At 69.1% G+C, this 17408-nt stretch carries 12 protein-coding genes and 1 pseudogene; 8 read left to right on the top strand and 5 right to left on the bottom strand.

Annotated elements, in window-relative coordinates; translation table 11 throughout:
• The first annotated feature begins 146 nt into the window (after positions 1 to 146).
• The 3 genes and pseudogenes from OZN99_RS03485 (at position 147) to OZN99_RS03480 (ending at position 1912) form a co-directional block, all read left to right on the top strand.
• Complete coding sequence (locus tag OZN99_RS03485; RefSeq protein WP_270933781.1) at positions 147 to 1160, top strand: Bug family tripartite tricarboxylate transporter substrate binding protein; 1014 nt, start codon at positions 147 to 149, stop codon at positions 1158 to 1160.
• Positions 1157 to 1372, top strand: a pseudogene (locus OZN99_RS33495) (winged helix-turn-helix domain-containing protein); the annotation flags it as partial. The gene OZN99_RS03485 and the pseudogene OZN99_RS33495, both read left to right, overlap by 4 nt.
• A gap of 9 nt (positions 1373 to 1381) precedes the next feature.
• Positions 1382 to 1912 (top strand): GntR family transcriptional regulator, encoded by a 531-nt coding sequence (locus OZN99_RS03480; RefSeq protein ID WP_270933780.1) that lies wholly within the window; start codon positions 1382 to 1384, stop codon positions 1910 to 1912.
• Positions 1913 to 1915: 3 nt separating this feature from the next.
• Here OZN99_RS03480 and OZN99_RS03475 read toward each other — a convergent pair whose 3' ends face one another.
• A complete protein-coding gene (locus tag OZN99_RS03475; RefSeq protein WP_270933779.1) occupies positions 1916 to 2635 on the bottom strand; it encodes a Sua5/YciO/YrdC/YwlC family protein in 720 nt (239 codons plus the stop codon).
• Between the two features lie 180 nt (positions 2636 to 2815).
• On the opposite strand from OZN99_RS03475, the gene OZN99_RS03470 reads away from it, so the two are divergent.
• Both OZN99_RS03470 and OZN99_RS03465 read left to right on the top strand, forming a co-directional pair.
• Entirely contained in the window at positions 2816 to 4711 is a 1896-nt protein-coding gene (locus OZN99_RS03470) for an SEL1-like repeat protein (RefSeq protein ID WP_270933778.1), read from the top strand.
• A gap of 41 nt (positions 4712 to 4752) precedes the next feature.
• On the top strand, positions 4753 to 5778 hold the full coding sequence (locus OZN99_RS03465) for a TAXI family TRAP transporter solute-binding subunit (protein ID WP_270933777.1): 1026 nt from the start codon (positions 4753 to 4755) through the stop codon (positions 5776 to 5778).
• Positions 5779 to 6274: 496 nt separating this feature from the next.
• On the opposite strand, the gene OZN99_RS03460 is transcribed toward OZN99_RS03465, so the two are convergent.
• The 4 genes from OZN99_RS03460 to OZN99_RS03445 form a co-directional block, all read right to left on the bottom strand.
• Positions 6275 to 7288, bottom strand: a complete 1014-nt coding sequence (locus OZN99_RS03460; RefSeq protein WP_270933776.1) for a UDP-glucuronic acid decarboxylase family protein — start codon at positions 7286 to 7288, stop codon at positions 6275 to 6277.
• A gap of 44 nt (positions 7289 to 7332) precedes the next feature.
• Entirely contained in the window at positions 7333 to 8739 is a 1407-nt protein-coding gene (locus OZN99_RS03455; protein ID WP_270933775.1) for a sugar transferase, read from the bottom strand.
• A 34-nt stretch (positions 8740 to 8773) separates the two neighbouring features.
• Entirely contained in the window at positions 8774 to 9775 is a 1002-nt protein-coding gene (locus tag OZN99_RS03450; RefSeq protein WP_270933774.1) for an NAD-dependent epimerase/dehydratase family protein, read from the bottom strand.
• Between the two features lie 74 nt (positions 9776 to 9849).
• Positions 9850 to 10650: a WecB/TagA/CpsF family glycosyltransferase gene (locus OZN99_RS03445; RefSeq protein WP_270933773.1), complete on the bottom strand. Its 801-nt coding sequence runs from the start codon at positions 10648 to 10650 to the stop codon at positions 9850 to 9852.
• Between the two features lie 227 nt (positions 10651 to 10877).
• Between OZN99_RS03445 and OZN99_RS03440 the strand changes: the two genes are divergently transcribed.
• Genes OZN99_RS03440 through OZN99_RS03430 form a run of 3 tightly spaced genes read left to right on the top strand, consistent with a single transcriptional unit; the run spans position 10878 to position 17309 of the window.
• A complete protein-coding gene (locus OZN99_RS03440; protein WP_270933772.1) occupies positions 10878 to 13142 on the top strand; it encodes a GumC family protein in 2265 nt (754 codons plus the stop codon).
• Complete coding sequence (locus tag OZN99_RS03435; RefSeq protein ID WP_270933771.1) at positions 13139 to 15991, top strand: right-handed parallel beta-helix repeat-containing protein; 2853 nt, start codon at positions 13139 to 13141, stop codon at positions 15989 to 15991. Before OZN99_RS03440 ends, OZN99_RS03435 begins: the two co-directional genes overlap by 4 nt.
• A gap of 4 nt (positions 15992 to 15995) precedes the next feature.
• Positions 15996 to 17309, top strand: coding sequence for a glycosyltransferase family 4 protein (locus OZN99_RS03430; protein WP_270933770.1), 1314 nt, complete (start codon positions 15996 to 15998; stop codon positions 17307 to 17309).
• Positions 17310 to 17408: the final 99 nt, after the last annotated feature.

Raw genomic sequence — 17408 nt, 5'->3', positions numbered from 1 at the left:
CTGACCGGCCCGGTGCGCGTGAACGGCGGGCCGGGCCGGCAGGTCGCAGCGCCGGCGCTGGGTGCGGACACCGCGGCCGTGCTCGCACGGCGGCTCGGACTGGACGAGACCAAGATCGAAGAGCTGAAGCAGGGAGGAACCATCACGTGACCACGCCACCCATTCGCCGCCGCGCCGCTCTGCTCGGCGCCGGCGGGCTGCTCGCCGCGCCTGCCGTGGCGCGCGCGCAGGCGCCCGGCGGCGCCTATCCCTCGCGGCCCGTGCGTCTCATCGTGCCCTTCCCACCGGGCAACATGTCCGACCTGATCGGCCGCGTGATCGTGGAGGAGATGCAGACCCGCCACGGCGTGACCGTGGTGGTGGAGAACCGCCCGGGCGGCACCGGCGCCATCGGCATCCAGGCCGTCACCCGCTCCGCACCGGACGGCTACAACCTGCTGCTGTCGAGCAACTCGCCTCTGGTGGTGAACCCCGCTGTCACGCGCAACCTGCCCTTCGACGTGCAGCGCGACCTGGTGCCGATGGCGCTGGTCGGCGGCACGGGCTTCCTCATCGTGGTGCCCCCCGACTTCCCGGCGCGCAACCTGGCGGAGGCGATCGCCGTGTTCAAGGCGGCGCCCGCCGGGCGATACAGCGCCGCCAACCCGGGCACCGGCACCTTCGGCCATCTGGTGACCGAGCAGATCATGCAGGTCACCGGCACGCGGCTGGAACACGTGCCCTATCGCGGCAGCGCGCAGGCACTGCTCGATCTCAGCCAGGGGCGCGTGCACATGATGGTGGATGCGATGACATCCTCCCTGCCGCAGGTGCAGGGCGGGCGGGTGCGCGCGCTGTGTGTCCTGGCCGGGCAGCGCTCGGCGCTGGCGCCCGACATCCCGACGCTCGGCGAATCCGGCATGCCGCAGCTGGAAAGCATGGCCGCGATGGGCTGGACCGGCCTGCTGGGCCCCACCGGCACGCCACCGGCCGTGATCGAGTACTGGAACCGGCAGATCAACGCGCTGCTGCAGGATCCGGCCTTCGGCCGACGGCTTGCCAGCCAGAACGTCGAGGCGGCGCAGCCCGGCCCGCCCTCCCGCCTGGCCGAGCTGATCGCGCGCGAGCTGCCGCGCTTCGTCGCGGTGGCCACCGAGGCGAAGATCGAGCTGACCAACTGAGCGCCCGCGTCGCCGAGCCGCCAGCCGAGCCCCTGTTCCTGCGCGTCGCGCGGGAACTGGAGGCGCGGATCGCCGACGGGCGCCATCCCGTCGGCTCGCTGCTGCCGACGGAACTGGAACTCGCGGCGGCCTTCGGTGTCAGTCGCCAGACCATCCGCCAGGCGCATCAGCGCCTGCGCGAGCTGGGGCTGGTTTCCGCGCGCAAGCGGCTCGGCACGCGCGTGGAGGCTGCAAGGCCGCGGCTGACCTTCCGCCAGTCGCTCGCCAGCCTGCCCGATGTGTTCCGCTTCGCGCGGGAAACGGTGTTCCGCGTGACGGCGACGCGGCGGATCGTCGCGGATGGCGCCTTGGCGGAGACGCTGTCCTGCACGCCGGGCCATGCCTGGCTGCATCTGCGCGGGCTGCGCGAGGTTCCCGGCGAGGCGCTACCGCTCGGCTTCACCGAGGTCTGGCTGGACGCCGCCTATGCCGAGCCGGTCGCGCAGCCCGGCGTGCACCGCACCGCGATCTTCGCCCAGGTCGAGCAGCGCTTCGGCCTCGCGCTGGTGGAGGTGCAGCAGGAGATCGCGGCGATGGTGCTGGATGCGAAGCTTGCCCGGCTGCTGCGTGCCGAGGAAGGCGCGCCGGCCTTGCGGATCGCGCGGCGCTACCTCGATGCCGGCGAGAGGTTGGTGGAACTCTCCGTCACCATCCATCCCGCCGACCGCTTCACCTATGCGATGACGCTGCGCAAGGGCGGCGCCGCCCGATAGCACTCACGGCGCCAGCGTGATGCCGAAGCGCGTGCGCAGCACCTCCGCGATCGCGTCGAAGCACACGCCCCGCCGCACCACGGCGAAGTCCCTGAAGTCGAGGATGGTAGAGGACAGCCCCTCGGCGTTGTGCCAGCGACTGAGGCCGTGATCCACCACCACCTCCGCCGCGGCAACGACCTCCGGGTGGATGTCCGCCACGCGGTAGCGGCTGCCGGTCAGCGAGCGGTTGGCGGAGGAACCGAAGACCGGCACGCCCCGTGCCAGGCTGACCTCCGCCAGCGCGTTGTGGAACTGCCCGGCATTCAGCAGCATGTCCATCGTCCCGTCCTTGGACGAGGTCGCGACCACGAAGGGGTCGGTCGCGCGCAGCGCCGGATGATCCGGCCGGAAGGGCGCAACGATCGAGAAGGGCAACCCGGCTGATGCCAACGCCTCCGCAACCTCGCGGCGTTCCTCGGGCAGGATGTGGAGCTCCCGGCTCCAGGCCAGGCTGCCGAACATGCCGCTCGGCTTGTCGTAGCTGCGCTGCTTGGCGGTAAACAACCGGCGGATCGCGGCCTCGCGACAACCCACGACGGCGTAGGCGACATCGAGCGGAATGATCGCCATCGCACCGGCGATCAGGCGTTCATGGACCAACTCCGCCTCGGCACGCAGAGAGGCCAGATCCCTGACGTCGGATGTCAACACGTGCTGCGCAGTCTTGGCAGGCTGCATCATCAGCGCCTCCTCGATATGAGCCTACCGTCGGCGGCCTTTCGGCACCACCCGTTCAACCGATCAGCCAGCAGGCCTGGGTCGTCCGCTCCAGGCCCATCTCGGCGTGGTTGGTCGGCGTGCGAGGAAGCTGACCCAATCTTGAATGGCAGCCAACGCCTCGCCGACCTAGCCTCAAATTGCGTGAGCAAGTATGTCCCCAAGCCGGCGACGGCGGTGCAGGACACGTCGTGGCGCCACCCTCTGGAGGGCGCGGCTCCGCTAGCGCGGAGTTCGGTCGAGCGGCTGCGCAACGGCTGGCGCCTGGTGACCAACGCCCGGATCGGCATGGCCCCGCCGGGCCGGACTCCAGGCGACGAGATCATGCTGCATATCGTCCTGATCGGGCCCGCGTTCGGCGTTGCGCTACTGGATGTGGAGCCGGCTTGGCACCCGGACGCGTTGCCTCGTTTTCGCGCCATGCTGCGCGACCGCGGCTTCGAGGCGGCGTTCCCCGGCTACCTCCCGGTGATCTACCGCCGCCTGAGCCGATCCAGCATGCACGAGGTCGAGGCGATCCTGTCCGAGGCCGTCGTCTGGCAGGAACGCATGTCGATGCCGCCAGGCGGGGCCTGGGCCGACGCGCTACAGGATCTGCTCGTAGGCGGGCGGCGCTTGCTGCCTCCCGTGGCGGCACCTCCAGCCTCCGCGCCGCGGCCGGTGGACAGGCCAGACCCGGCACGGCCACGTCGCTGGCTGGCGCCGCTGGCGGCCGCCGGGGCGGCTGCGACGCTGCTTTTTCTGGTCATGACCCGCGACGACGGCGCGGCGCCTGCCCGGCAGTCGGACGCCGCGCCAATCCTGCTCGAGCAGGCGCGTGGCAGCGCCTCCAACCTGGCTTTGCCACGCCAGGAGGCGAAGGTGCAGGGGCAAGCGGATGAGACCCCGCTTGCCCTTGCGCTGGCCGACGCGCGGGATGCCCTTCGCGGTGTGCGCCATCTCGGCCCGGAGACGCCGCCGCGCGAGCCCCAGCCCGCGCAGTTTGCCGTGCCGAACGCGGTGGCGCAGGCTGCTGGGAGCTTCGACGCCCTTCGTGATTCGCGCGGCGCACCGGCAGATGCGGCTTGGGAAGCGGCGCCCACGCCGCAGACCGAGGTGGCGCCGTCCGCCGGGGCAGACGTGGAGACCGCGACCGCTGAGTCTGCCCCGCCGGTGCCCGCCGAGAGCGCGGCGGTGCCGCTGCTGCTCCCACTGCCGGACCTCAAGCTGGTCAAGCCAGGCCCTGCCGCGACCGTAGAGCCTGTAGTGCCTCGCCAAGCCGCGCCCACGCATCCTTCGCCTGCCGCCAGCGAGCAACTGGAGGAACCGGCCGAGCCTGCGTCGGCTGCGGAGGGCGAGCCGTCGAGGCCGCCTGCATCGGCCGACCTTGCCCCTGTGCCGGCGCCTGTTGTCGCGCCGGCCGAGGTTGCGCTGCCCTATCCGGCTCCGGTCCTGACCGCGCCACCAGCGCCGTCCGTTGTCCCGCCATCCAACATCGCGATGCCGCGCAGCACCCCGTTGCCGTTGCCGGCGGCAGAGTCCTTCCCTGATCCGGAGCCGATGCCGCTGCCGTCAGCAGAGGCGCCAGCAACGACCATCGCCCCGCCTTCCGATGTCGAGATTGCGGCTGGATCCCCCGTACAGACGGCGCTGCCGGCAGAGCTGGTCCCGGCACGCGTGCCGCCGGCCGCCGTCGCTGCCCCGAGTTCCGCGCCGGTGCCAGAGGCGCTGCCGCCGGCCCAGCCAGCCCAGGACGCTCGCCCGGCCGGGCTTGGGTTGCCCGCTGCGGTGGTCGCGGCGCTGATACGGCGCGGCGATGCCATGCTGGCGATGGGCGACATCTCGGCGGCGCGGCTTCTCTACGGGCGGGCCGCAAACGAGGGCAGCGGCGCAGCGGCACTTGCGCTCGGCCGCACCCATGATCCGGCGGTACTCAACGCACTGGGCGCTCGCGGCCTGCGGGCAGACCCGGCGGTTGCGGCAGACTGGTACCGGCGGGCGCTCGCACTTGGTGAGGCAGGGGCTGAGCCGTTGCTGCGGAGCGTGCAGGGCGGCCGATAGCGGCGCCCCAAGGATGAGCCCAGAGAAAGGAGAGGACAACAATGAGCGGGCAAGGGCTGGAGCGGCGCAGGCTGCTGGGCGGCGTGCTCGGTGGCATGCTCGGCGGAGGCGTAGCTCTGCCTGTGCGCGCACAGGCGCCGTTGCCCGGCACTCCCCCCGCCTCGCTTCAGGCGATGTCGGCACGGGCCAATGCGGGGACGGTTGGTATTGTCTCGGGCGGGGTAGACGGGACCTATGTGCGCATCGCCGCGGACCTGGCCGCAGTGCTCGACAGCGGAGACGAACTGCGCGTGCTGCCGATCATCGGGCGCGGCTCGGTGCAGAACCTGGCCGACATCATGTTCCTGCGCGGGGTCGATATCGGCATCGTGCAGTCGGACGTCCTGGCCTTCGCGCAGCGCCAGCGGATGTTCCCCGGCGTGACGACCATGGTCCACTACATCGCCAAGCTCTACGACGAGGAACTGCACCTCCTGGCCGCGCCAGGCATCGCTGGCGTCGAGGATCTGGAGGGGCGGGTGGTGAATGTCGACCGCCGCGGCAGCGGCACAGCGATGACAGCGCAGTTGGTCTTCGAGGGGCTCGGCATCCGCATCGAGGCAGCGCACGACCCGCAGGATGTGGCCCTGGAGCGGCTGCGCACCGGGGAGATAGCGGCGATGGCCTTCGTCGCAGGCCAGCCGGCGCGGATCTTCGCGCAGCTCCCGCAGGGGTCGGGGCTCCGTTTTCTGCCCCTTCCGCTGACGCCTGCGCTGCTCGACACCTATCTCCCGGCCCGCCTGACCGCCGCGCGCTACCCGACCCTGGTGCCGGAGGGGCAGGAGGTGGAGACGCTGGCAGTGGGCGCAGCGATGGCGGTCTATGCTTGGCAACCGGGCACCGAACGCCATCGCAAGGTGGCCCGCTTCGTTGAAGCGTTCTTTGCCCGCTTCGACGAATTCCGGCGTCCGCCGCGTCATGCGAAATGGCTGGAGGTGAACCTGGCCGCTCAGGTTCCGGGCTGGACCCGCTTCGGCGTCGCGCAGATGCTGGCCACCCGGATGGACGACGGCCGCACGGGACGTTGAGAAACAGCATGGGATGAAGGGCGGATCCCAAACGGCGGCGAGGCGGAAAGAATGTAGATGTCTGGAGCTGATCTTGCGGTCACGGACTTGGCGCGACGCGTGTCCGCCAGGTCGAAGCTGCCAGGCGCTGCCGGTTACGCGGCCTCGCCGATCTGCGGTGTTTCGCGCGCGGGCGGGCGGCTGTCCAGGAAGGTCTGCGACGGCGTCTTGCCAAAGCACCAGCCGCCCTGATCGGTGCTCGCCTCACCTTCCAATCGGTCTGGGTCATGGGGCTCTCCCATCGGGACGGCCGGGGGCTGCGCTTCGCCTGTGGCTCCACGCCCCGGCCTCTCTCCCCACCACAACACCGCACCGTCAGATCAAGTCGAAACTTCTACACCCCAGACCATCGGCGAGATTGTGCGCGCGTCGTTCGCCTGACTCCGCCAGAGCCGAAACGCCGCGGGTGCAACGCACCCGCAGGCCCGTTCTCTGCAGATTGCCACGAAGGACCGTCCTACACCGCGCCACGCAGCGCCGCGGCCCCTGCCCGCGCAAGATCGTCGTTTGACGCGCGAGGTGGCTCCGCGCCTTGCATCTTCTGCACGAAATAGGCGATCGTTCGCCGTAGACCCTCGTCCAGGTCGATCCTTGGCTCCCACTTCAGTAATTGCCGAGCCCGCGAGATCTCCGGGCAGCGCTGCGTCGGGTCGTCAACCGGCAGGGGCTTCCTGATGATCCGTGAACGCGACCCCGTGAGCGCGAGGATCCGTTCGGCCAGTTCAAGCACGGGGATCTCGTGCGGGTTGCCGAGGTTCACCGGGCCAGTAACGTCGTCATCGGCGCCCATCATCGCCATCAGTCCGTCGATCAGGTCGTCCACATAGCAGAAGGCGCGCGTCTGGCCGCCGTCACCATAGATCGTGATGTCGTCGCCGCGGAGCGCCTGGACAATGAAGTTCGACACCACCCGACCATCGCTGGCATTGAGGCGAGGGCCGTAGGTGTTGAAGATGCGCACGACGCGGATCCTCACGCGATGCTGCCTGGCATAGTCGAAGAACAGCGTCTCCGCGCAGCGCTTGCCTTCGTCATAGCAGCCGCGGGGTCCGAGCGGGTTGACGTTGCCTCGGTACTCCTCGGGCTGCGGGTGCACGGTGGGATCGCCGTATACCTCACTGGTGGAGGCCTGCAGGATGCGCGCGCCGACCCGCTTCGCAAGGCCGAGCATGTTGATCGACCCCAGAACGCTCACTTTTGTGGTCTGCACCGGATCATACTGGTAGTACACTGGGGAGGCTGGACAGGCCAGATTGTAGATCTCGTCCACCTCGACGTAGAGCGGGAAGGTGATGTCGTGCCGAAGCACTTCGAAGCGCGGATCTGCCAGTAGATGCAGGATGTTGTCCTTGCTTCCTGTGAAGTAGTTGTCGACGCACAGCACGTCGTGGCCCGTCGAAAGCAGCCGCTCGCAGAGGTGGGAGCCTAGGAACCCGGCCCCCCCGGTGACCAGTACCCGCTTGCGCATCATGTCGTTCTTCCTCACCTTGGCAGTGTTGTGTCACCGTGCGCTTCTCACCGCGCGCCGCGCGCTCTGAGCAGCGCGGGCAGCGTTTTCGCCACGATGTAGGCATCGAGCCAGAGCGACCAGTTGCGGATGTAGAAGCTGTCAATTTCCTGCTGCCGCTGCAGGTCGGCGTCGCTGCGGTCCGAGATCTGCCATAGACCACTCAGTCCGGGCTTCACGCTGGCACGCAACGCCTGGAACTCTGGCGGAAAGCGGGCAACATGATAGGCTGGGAAAGGCCGCGGCCCGACCATGCTGATCTCGCCGCGCACGACATTCCAAAGCTGCGGCAATTCATCCAGGCTGAAGCGCCGCAGCACCTTACCTAGTATCGGCAGTATGCGCGGATCGTGCGGCAGCTTGACGCAGCGTTCCCACTCGGTGCGCAGCACGACGTCGCCATCGAGCAAGTCCTTCAGCCGCTGCTCCGCGTCAGGATACATCGTGCGCAGCTTCAAAGTGGGGACTGGCTGCCCGCGCAAGCCGACGCGGCGCTGCACGTAGAAGGCTGGCCCGGGGCTGATCGCCTTGATGGCCAGCGCAAGGATGCAGATCGGCAGTGCACAGGCGAGTAGCGCTGGCACCGCTATGCACAGGTCGAAGGCGCGCTTCGTGCGCTGACACGCCACAGAACGGGACCGATGCGGGACCTCAATACCTGCCCCGTCGCCGACAGTGCGCACCTGCAGCCACAAACCAGGCAACGCGTCCAACTCCGGCACGACGATGATGCGCCGGACCTCCAGCCGCATGAGGTCCGCCAGCGCAGGCGTGCCGCGAGCCGCAAGAACCAGCGCGATCTCCGCCGCCGGCTGGGTGAGTCGCGCGGCATCACCGCACCGCTCGACCGGCCTGAAGCCGATTTCGGGCCGGGCCAGCAACGCTGCGGCGAGACGCGCGGTCGCACCTTCCGGCCCTACCAGCACCGCGGTGCAGCCCCAGGCACCGCGCGCGATCAGCGCGTCCTGCAGCCGCGCCTCGCAGACCAGCGTCGCCGGTACGGCAAGCAGGGCGGCACCGGCCAGCAGCGGCAGGGCGTCGCGCGGCGCGGGGTCGAACAGCGCGATCAGCGCCAAGGCAGCAACGGGCATGATGGCCCCTCCGAGGACGCGGAGGCGAAACCGCTCCACGGGCCCGCGCCCACAGGTCTCGTACAAGCCGAGTTGCCAGTTGGCCGCGAGCAGCGCCGCAGTCACCGCCGCCGCATGGTCCGGCCGCCAGGTGGCGACGAGATCGTCGAACCCCACGACCAGCGCGACAGCGAGCGCCGCAACGGCCACGACCACCTGCGTGACTGCGATGTCACCAAGCGCCAGGACGATGCCGGCCGGCAGTTGCCCCGCGCCCGGGCGCCCTGCCGCAGGGGCCTGTACGCCGGCGAAGCTGCCAGGCAAGGGGCGTGAGAACTCGCTCACCGTACCAGTTCCGTGCCGGATGCGCTGCCTGAGGCTAATCGGCCGCGGCCACAGCGCGGCGCTCGGCTGCCCTCGCCTCCTCTTCGACCTGCTTCGCGATCCAGCGGTAAGTCGGCTGCAGCCCCTTCTTCAGGCTGATCCGCGGCTCCCACTTCAGGACCTCGCGCAGGCGGCTATTGTCGCTGTTGCGCCCGCGCACGCCCTGCGGCTTCGAAAGGTCGTGCTGCTTGCCGATGCGCTTCCCCGCCACCGCCGCGACCAGGTCCACGAGGTCGTTCACTGTCACCATCTCGTCGGTGCCAAGGTTGAGCGGGCCGGCGTAGTCCGAGTGCATGATGCGGTAGATGCCCTCCACACAGTCGTCGATGTACATGAAGGAGCGCGTCTGCTCGCCATCACCCCAGACGTCGATCTCGTCGCCGTCGCGTACACTGGCCACCTTGCGCGCGATGGCCGCGGGCGCCTTCTCGCGCCCGCCGGCATAGGTGCCGAGCGGGCCGTAAACGTTGTGGAAGCGCACGACCCGGGTCTCGAGCCCATGATCGGTGCGGTAGTACTCGCAAAGCTTCTCGGCGAACAGCTTCTCGAGGCCGTAGCCTTCCTCGGGTTGAGCAGGCCAGGCATCGTCCTCGCGCAGCGCCACCACGTCGGCACTGGTCTGTAGGTGATGCGGATAGACGCAAGCCGAGGAGGAGTAGAGGAAGCGCTGTACGTCGCCTGCGACTGCCGCGTCGAGCATGCCGACGTTCATCAGCGTGTTGTTGCGGGCGATCGTGGCGCGCTGCGCACTGATGTAGCCAATGCCACCCATGTCGGCCGCCAGATGATAGACTTGATCGATTCCTCCGACCGCGGCCCGGCACGAGGCCGGGTCGCGCAGGTCGGCGACCTGGAAGTCATGCGCGTCGGTGGCCGCGTATTCGGGCCGCTTCTGGTCGGCACCGCGAACCCAATAGCCCTTTTGCACGAGGTAGCGGACCAGGTGATGCCCGATGAAACCGCCGGCTCCGGTCACCAGAATGCGCGTTCTCGACATGGTCTACTCTCCCTGATTGCGCTGAGACGGACTGCTATGAGATGCGATGACGACGGTCCTGCACCGGTGCACCCTCACGGTGTCGCCGCACCGCCGCGGCCGTGAGGATAGGCGCTGGGCTGCGCAAGCTGACGTAGCGCGCTGACCAAGAAGGCTGGGTTGTTTCGAAGGTAGCGGCCCGCCAGCCGTCGAGGCTCTGTCGCCATACGGAACGCCCATTCCAGGCCATTGCGCTGCATCCACCGCGGCGCCTGGCGCTTGCGGCCGGACAGGAAGTCGAAGGCCGCGCCCACGCCGACCAGCACGGGTGCGTCGAGCCGCCCGCGATGTGCCGCCATCCAGCGTTCCTGCTTGGGCGTGCTCAACCCCACCCAGACGATGTCCGGCCTCGCTGCATTGATGGCGCGCACGGCCGCGGCGTCTTCCTCCTCCGTGGGCGGGTGGAAAGGCGGGCAGGCCGTGCCCACCACCTGCAGACCCGGGCAGGCGCGGCACATGCTGTCGCGCAACTGCTCGGCAACGCCCGTCGCACCGCCGAAATAGAAGTTCCGGTAGCCGCGCGCGGCGGAGATCGCACTCATCTCTCGCATCAGGTCGGGGCCGTAGACGCGTTCCACATGCGGGAAGCCGAGCAGCCGCGCCATCCACACCAGGGGCATGCCGTCGGGCGTTACCATGCCTGCGGCGTTGTGGATCGTCTGCAACGCAGTGTCTCGCCGGCTTTCCATGACGCCGTGCACACCGGTGATGCAGACGTAGCCGGGCGTACGGTCCCGGATCCAGCACTCAAGGGTCGCAGTTGCGTCGCGCATCGTGATCGCACTGACGCCGATGCCAAGTATGTTGACGCGATCGGTCCCAAGAGCAGGCTGCATCGTGGTCCCTCCGGCGGCATCGATCGTGTCGCAGATCGTGTCGCACCGTCGACCAGAGTGCCGCGCCGCCCGTAGAAGGGCAGCAGGGCAGAAGGATACACGCCGCCGGACTACCCCTTTTTTGCCCTAAGCGCCCGACCGCCGGCCGCGCAGAATGCGGCAGCCGGCTCACATCCAGGGCGCCCCGACTGGACGTGCGCGCCGGTGTATCCAAGGGCATCCGCAAGGTGGACCGGCTTACGTTCGACGCGCCCTTCTCGCCTGGCCTCGCCGAGCTGCCGGTGCGCATGCAGGCCGAGCGCGCCGTATCCGGCATGCTGCTCGCGCTTTGGCGCTACATCCATTTTCTCGTACTCGCCATCGTCGTCTGTCTCGCGATTGGTGTCGTCGTGCTCGCCTCGATCGAGAAGCGCTACCAAGCCGAAGCTGTCGTCCAGCTCGACTTCAGCGCGCAGAGCATCGCCTCAGGCGTCCAGGAACGCTCGCGTGGCGTCCTGGTCGAGGCCGGCCCCATGATCCAGAGCGAGGCGCGCATCATCCGCTCCCGCCCGATGGCCCGGCAGGTCGTGGAGACGCTCGGGTTGGCCGACGACCCCGCCTACGCCGATGCGCCGCCAGCCCTCGTCTACCGGATCGGCGCGGCAGCGGAGGCGGTCGGGCGGATGCTCCGGCCCACGTCAGTCCCTGAGACGCCGGCCCGCGAGCCATCGGCCGCCGAACAGCGCCAGGACCGTATCGCACGTGCCGTTGACCAGGTGCTGATGCGCCTCTCCGTGACCAACGACAACCGCTCCTACCTGATCTCCATCATCTACGCCGCGCCCGACCCGGTCCAAGCAGCGCGGATCGCCAACGCCTTCGCCGAAGAATATCTGCGGCGCCGCCAGCAGGACGGCGCGGATGCCGCGAGCCGGGTCAGCGAATGGCTGGCCTCGCGGGTCCGCAACACCACGGCGGCACTCCGGCAGGCAGAAGCGGAGATCGACGCATTCCGCACGGAAACAGGCCTCCTCGAGCCCGGGAGACCTGACGGGAATGGCGATTCGGAGAACGTCCCGCAGCAGCGCCTGCGCGCCCTGTCGCAACAGCTGAACGCCGCGACCCTCGCGCGCATCAACGAGGAACGGCGCCTCGCACGCGTGCAGGACCTGATCGCGGCGGGCACGATTCCGTCGGCCTCCGATGTTCCGGGACTGCCGCTGTTCTCGCTCCTGCTCGACCGCGAATCGACGGCGCGGCGTGAGTTGAGCGAAGCGTCCGCGCGCTTCGGGTCCAGGCACCCGGATGTGCGCCAAGCACAGGCCGGCCTCGCGGAGATCCGTGGCCGCCTGCAGGCTGAAGTCGCCCGCGCCGTGACGATCATCAGCGGCGAGTTGGCAACAGCGCGCCGGCTCGAAGAGGACCTTCAGCGCCGGCTTGATGCGCAGCAGGTTGCGATGGTCGCGGGCAAGCAGCGCGAGACGGAGTTGCGCAACATGCTGGCCAATGCGCAGTCCCTGCGCGACCGGCTGGGCGTGCTGGTGCAGAACAGCGAGACGGCGGCGGCAGCGGCGCAACGGGCGTCGTCTGTCGCGAGCCTTGTCGCAGCGGCCGATCCGCCGCGCGGCCCGGAAGCACCGAAGCCACTGGTCGTCATGGCGCTCGCGCTGCTTGCCGGCCTCTCGGCTGGGACGGGCATCGCAGTGCTGCTCGACCGGCGCGACAGCGGTCTGCTCACGGGCGACGACGTGCGGCGAGCACTCGACACACGCTGCCTTGGCATGCTGCCCGACCGGCCGAGTCGGACGGCACCTGCGCCGGAGCGCGCGGCCTTCGACGAGGCAGTCTACGCGATTTGCGCCAGCACTCATCTATTCGGGCCGTCGCGTGAGTGCCGAGTGGTGCTGGTCACGTCCTCGGTGCCGGGCGAGGGCAAGTCGATGCTGTGCCGGGAGATGGCGCGCACGTTGACCGAGGCGGGCAAGCGCGTGATGTTCATCGGCAACGCGACTGCCACGGACCTCGCGGGCGCCGAGCCAGCCGGCGCTTCGCCTGCCGAGACCGTACCCGGCCTGGCCGTCTCGGCGTCTAGGCTGGTCGTACTGGACCGGAGGCGCAGCTTCAGACAGCGTGCGGACATCAACGGGCAGGGCGGGTTCGGCACTCTGATCGAGGATGCGCGCCGGCACTTCGACGTCATCATCCTGGAGGGCGAGCCGGTCATGTTGGTTGCCGATTCGCTGGTGCTCGGCCATGTGGCCGACAACATCGTCCACGTCACCCGTTGGGCCAGCACCAAGCGGCGGATTGTTGCGGCCGCCCTGCGCCGCATGCAGGAACACGCTGTTCAGCCGGACGGCGTGGTGCTGACCCGCGTGGACCTTCGCCGTCACGCTCACCTGCGCGTGCTGGATCAGTGTTCCTTCTACACGCAACAGCCCCGCTTCTTCGAACGGCTGCTGCTCCGCGACGAAGCAGCCGCCGCTGCGCCCGCGCGCGACTCCCCGCGATGAGTGGTACGGGTTCGGCGGGCTCGGCTCCACTCCGGAAGACGCCGGGCGAAGGGTCGCTCGCCGAGCTCTATATCCGCACCCTTGGACTGAGCCTGATCGGCTACGCCCTCCTCGGCCGCAGCTTCGCCTATGTCGGCGTGCCACCATTATTCGTTGGCGAGCTGCTGGTATGCGTCGGCTTGCTGGTGATGTTCCGCACCGGATGCGTCGTCGGTACGCTTGCGGCGGTGCCGAACCTGCTCCTGCTCGCGCTCGGCGCCTGGACGCTGGCACGGACGGTGCCATTCCTGTCCGTCCACGGCATGGACGCCCTGCGAGATGCCGTCGTGGTGCTCTACGGCGCCTTCGCCTTCATTCTCTGCGCGTTGCTGATCGAGCGGCCAGCGCGGCTGGACCGCAGCATCAAGCTGTTTGGCCGCTTCGCTGCCGCCTTTGGCGCGACGGCCGGAATCGCCTATGCGATGCAGCAGTTGCTCGGCAACCGCGGCCTATTGCCGTTGTGGCCGAACTCCGGCCTGCCGCTGATCGCGGTGAAGCCGGGCGACGTGGCGGTGCACCTCGCCGGCAGCGCCGTTTTCGGGCTGCTCTTCTTTCGGCGCATCAGCATAGCCTGGATCGCTCTTCTCATCACCGGGATGGCGATGGTTGGGGTGCACAGCCGCGGCGGCATGCTGGCGATGGTGCTGCCGTTAGGCGTTGCGCTGGCGCTATCGGGCCGAGTGCGCCAGCTCGCCGGCGTGCTCCTGGCCGGCTGCATCGTAGTTGTAGTGGCGTTCCTCCTCGATCTCGATGTCTCGATGATCGAACGGGAACGCTCAGTGAGCGTCGAGCAGGTCGTCGAGAACTTCACCAGCATCTTCGGCGATTCGGCGAATTCCGATCTCGACGGAACGAAGGCGTGGCGCCTGCTATGGTGGCAAGCGATTGTGGACTACACGCTGCACGGCCCGTACTTCTGGACGGGCAAGGGATTCGGGATCGCGCTGGCGAGCGCCGACGGCTTCGACGGCGTGACGCCGCCGGGCGCGCCGGAGCTCCGCAGTCCGCACAACATCAGCATGACCATGCTGGCGCGAGCGGGCGTGCCTGGCCTCGCGCTCTGGCTGCTGCTCCTGCTGGCTTGGTTCGGCATGATGGTGCGCAACATTGCCGTAGCGCGCGCGCGCTCGGACCAGGCTTGGTTCAAGCTGTTCCTGTTCATCGCGTGCTACCTGGCCGCCGCCCTGATCAATGCCTCCTTCGACGTCGCGCTGGAGGGTCCGATGCTCGGCATCTGGTTCTGGGTGCTGTTCGGGATCGGCGTCGGCGCGACACAGATCTATCGGACGCAGCGATCCCTGGTTGCGCTACGGCCTGCCGCGCCGTCCTGGCCGCGCGCCGTGCCGATGGCGACCCTGCTCTGGGCGTTGCTGGCCGCCGGCGCTCCCGGTGCCAGCGCCGCCGAGCCGTTGCTGGCCTCGCAGGAGCCGCCATGCCCCGCCTCTGCGATGCGCCTTCCGCCCGGTGCCGACCTGGCGGCTATCGTCGGACGGGCGCCGGACGGGACGGTCTTCTGTCTCGGTCGGGGTGTCCACCGGATGCAGACGGTCACGCCGCGGGATCGCCAGGCCTTCCACGGCGAGCCCGGCGCGATCCTGAACGGGGCGCGGCTGGTTTCGGGCTTCGTGCGCGATGGACGGCATTGGGTCGCCAGCGGGCAGGACCAGCGCGGCTGGCAGCGTCCGGACGTGCCATGCGCGGCGCATCGCCCGCGCTGTGGCTTCCCCGAAGCCGTCTTCATCGACGACCGCCCGCTGTTCCACGCCAGCAGTCGGGCGGAGGTCGGCGAGGACAGCTTCTTTCTCGACTACGAGACTCGCCGGCTGTACGTCGGCAGCAACCCGGCCGGTCGGCGCGTCGAGGCGAGTGTGGCGCCGGCCGCCTTCATCGGCGGGGCCCGTGGCGTTCTGATCGCAGGGTTGGTGATCGAGAAATACGCCTCCGCCGCGCAGGCAGGCGCCATCGGACTGCATCTGAAGCCAGTGGAATGGACCGTTCGCAACAACGAGGTCCGGCTGAACTCGGCGATCGGCGTGATGGTCGGCGCGCGCAGCCGCGTGCTGCATAACCGCATCCACGGCAACGGCAACATGGGCGCCGGCTGTGGCGGCGAAGATGTGCTCTTCCAGGACAACGAGATTTCGCGCAACGGCTACTTCCGTGGCATCGATACGTTGTGGGAAGGGGGCGGCGTGAAGTGCGCGCAGACGACGCGACTGACCTTCCGGCGCAACCGCGTCGAAGCAAACAACGGCATCGGCCTGTGGACCGATATCGATAACCTGCACACGCTGTACGAAGGCAACTTGGTGCTGCGTAACGTCAACAGCGGCATTTCGCATGAGATCAGCTACGACGCGGTGATCCGCGGCAACTACCTCGACGGCAACGGCGACGGCTTCCACGTCTGGCTTTGGGGCGGCGCCATCCAGGTGCAGAATTCCCGCAACGTGCTGGTGCAGGGCAACCTGATCGTCGCCCACCAGGGCAACGGGATCTCGCTGATCCAGCAGGATCGCGGCACGGGCCGACATGGGCCCTGGGTGACGACCGGAAACCAGGTCGTGGGCAACGTCGTGATCGCCACCCTCCCCCTTCACGGCCGGTCGGGGGCAGTCGCCGACCACGACCGGGACGGGATGCGCAACGGGCACAACATCTTCCGCGGCAACGCCTACCACGTGGCCGATCCCGGCGCGGCCTACTGGGCCTGGACGGATGGCTGGCAGCCATGGGCCGGGTACCGCGCCAGTTCCGGACAGGATGCGGATAGCACGCTGTCCGTCATGCCTGCACGCGATCCGAGGTGACGGCATGCGGATCCTGCTGATCGGCCATGGCTGCGCGCCCGAGTCCGGATCGGAACCCGGCAGCACCTGGAACTGGGCGGCTCACCTTGCGAAGGCGAACGACGTCTGGGTGATCACGCACGCCTACTTCCAGCCGCAGATCGAACGGTACCTGGCGCACACGCCAATTCCGCGGCTGCGCTTCGTCTACACGGGACGGCTGGGCTGGTGGGATCCGCTGCGATTGCCGTCCAGCCGCTGGATCCGCCTGCATTACGTCGCGTGGCAGCGCCGCGTCATGCGCCTGGCCGCCGAGCTCGACGCTGTGCATGACTTCGACCTGATGCACCATGTCGGATGGGGAACGGTCAGCGCGCCGCCGCGGCTCTGGCGGCTTGACAAGCCGTTCATCTGGGGGCCGCTTGGTGGTGGTCAGACGACACCGTGGCGGCTGCTCAGCAGCTTCGGCCGTGCGATCCCGTCCGAACTGCTGCGCACGCTACGGGTGTCGCTGATGCCCATGACACCGGCCGTGCGGCGCGCCGCATCGCGCGCCGCCGCGGTCTTCTCGGCCAATCATGAGACGACATCCGTGCTGCGCCAGGCCGGCGCTGCTGCGCCGCGCCTGTTCGCCGATGTCGGTGTCCCGCGCCACCTACTGCAGGACCCCCCGCCCCCCCGGCCAAAGGCGGGACCGTTCGTCGTACTCTGGGCGGGGCGCATCGAGGCGCGGAAGGGGATCGGCCTCTGCCTCGACGTCGCGCGGCGTGTGGCAGCACCGGACGTCCGCTTTGTGATCGCCGGCGACGGTCCGCTGGCAAAGGCGGCGCAGCGGCAGGCTGAGCGGCTCCGCCTCCGAGATCGGGTCACCTTCCTCGGGCCGCGCCCCTGGCCGGAACTGCAGACGCTGCATCGCTCTGCGCATGTGTTCCTGTTCACCAGCGTCCGCGACACCTTCGGCAATGTCGTGCCGGAGGCACTGGCCGGCGGCGCGCCCGTCATCTGCATCGACCATCAGGGCGTCGGCGCGCACCTGACGGCAGAGGCGGCGATGAAGGTCCCGGTCGGCTGGCCCGCACAGGTGGCGGCAGCGATGGCGCATGTCATCGATAACTTGGCAGCCGATCGCGAGCGCCTGTCGGAGATGTCGGCGGCAGCGCGAAGGCACGCCGAAGACTTCGCCTGGGACCGGCGATCGGATGCCATGCAGGCACATTACGCGACAGCGATCGCCGCGTGGCGTGAGCGGCGCGGCAGGGCGGGCGCGTGCATGCCGACTGGCCACGTAGTCGCGTCCTCCGCGCTCGCCGCGGGCGGGGTAGGCGCACCACCAAAGTAGTGGGCAGCGATCCGGGGCGCTCCGGACAACCATGAGCGACGGCCAGCGCGGGCACGAGCCAAGGTAGGTCACAAGAGTATGGAAGTGTAGCACGCGAAG

Source organism: Falsiroseomonas oryzae (genome assembly GCF_027856955.1).
GTDB classification, from domain to species: domain Bacteria; phylum Pseudomonadota; class Alphaproteobacteria; order Acetobacterales; family Acetobacteraceae; genus Falsiroseomonas; species Falsiroseomonas oryzae.
Note: the sequence above shows the minus strand (reverse complement) of the source record. Positions and strands in the feature narration are given on the sequence as shown.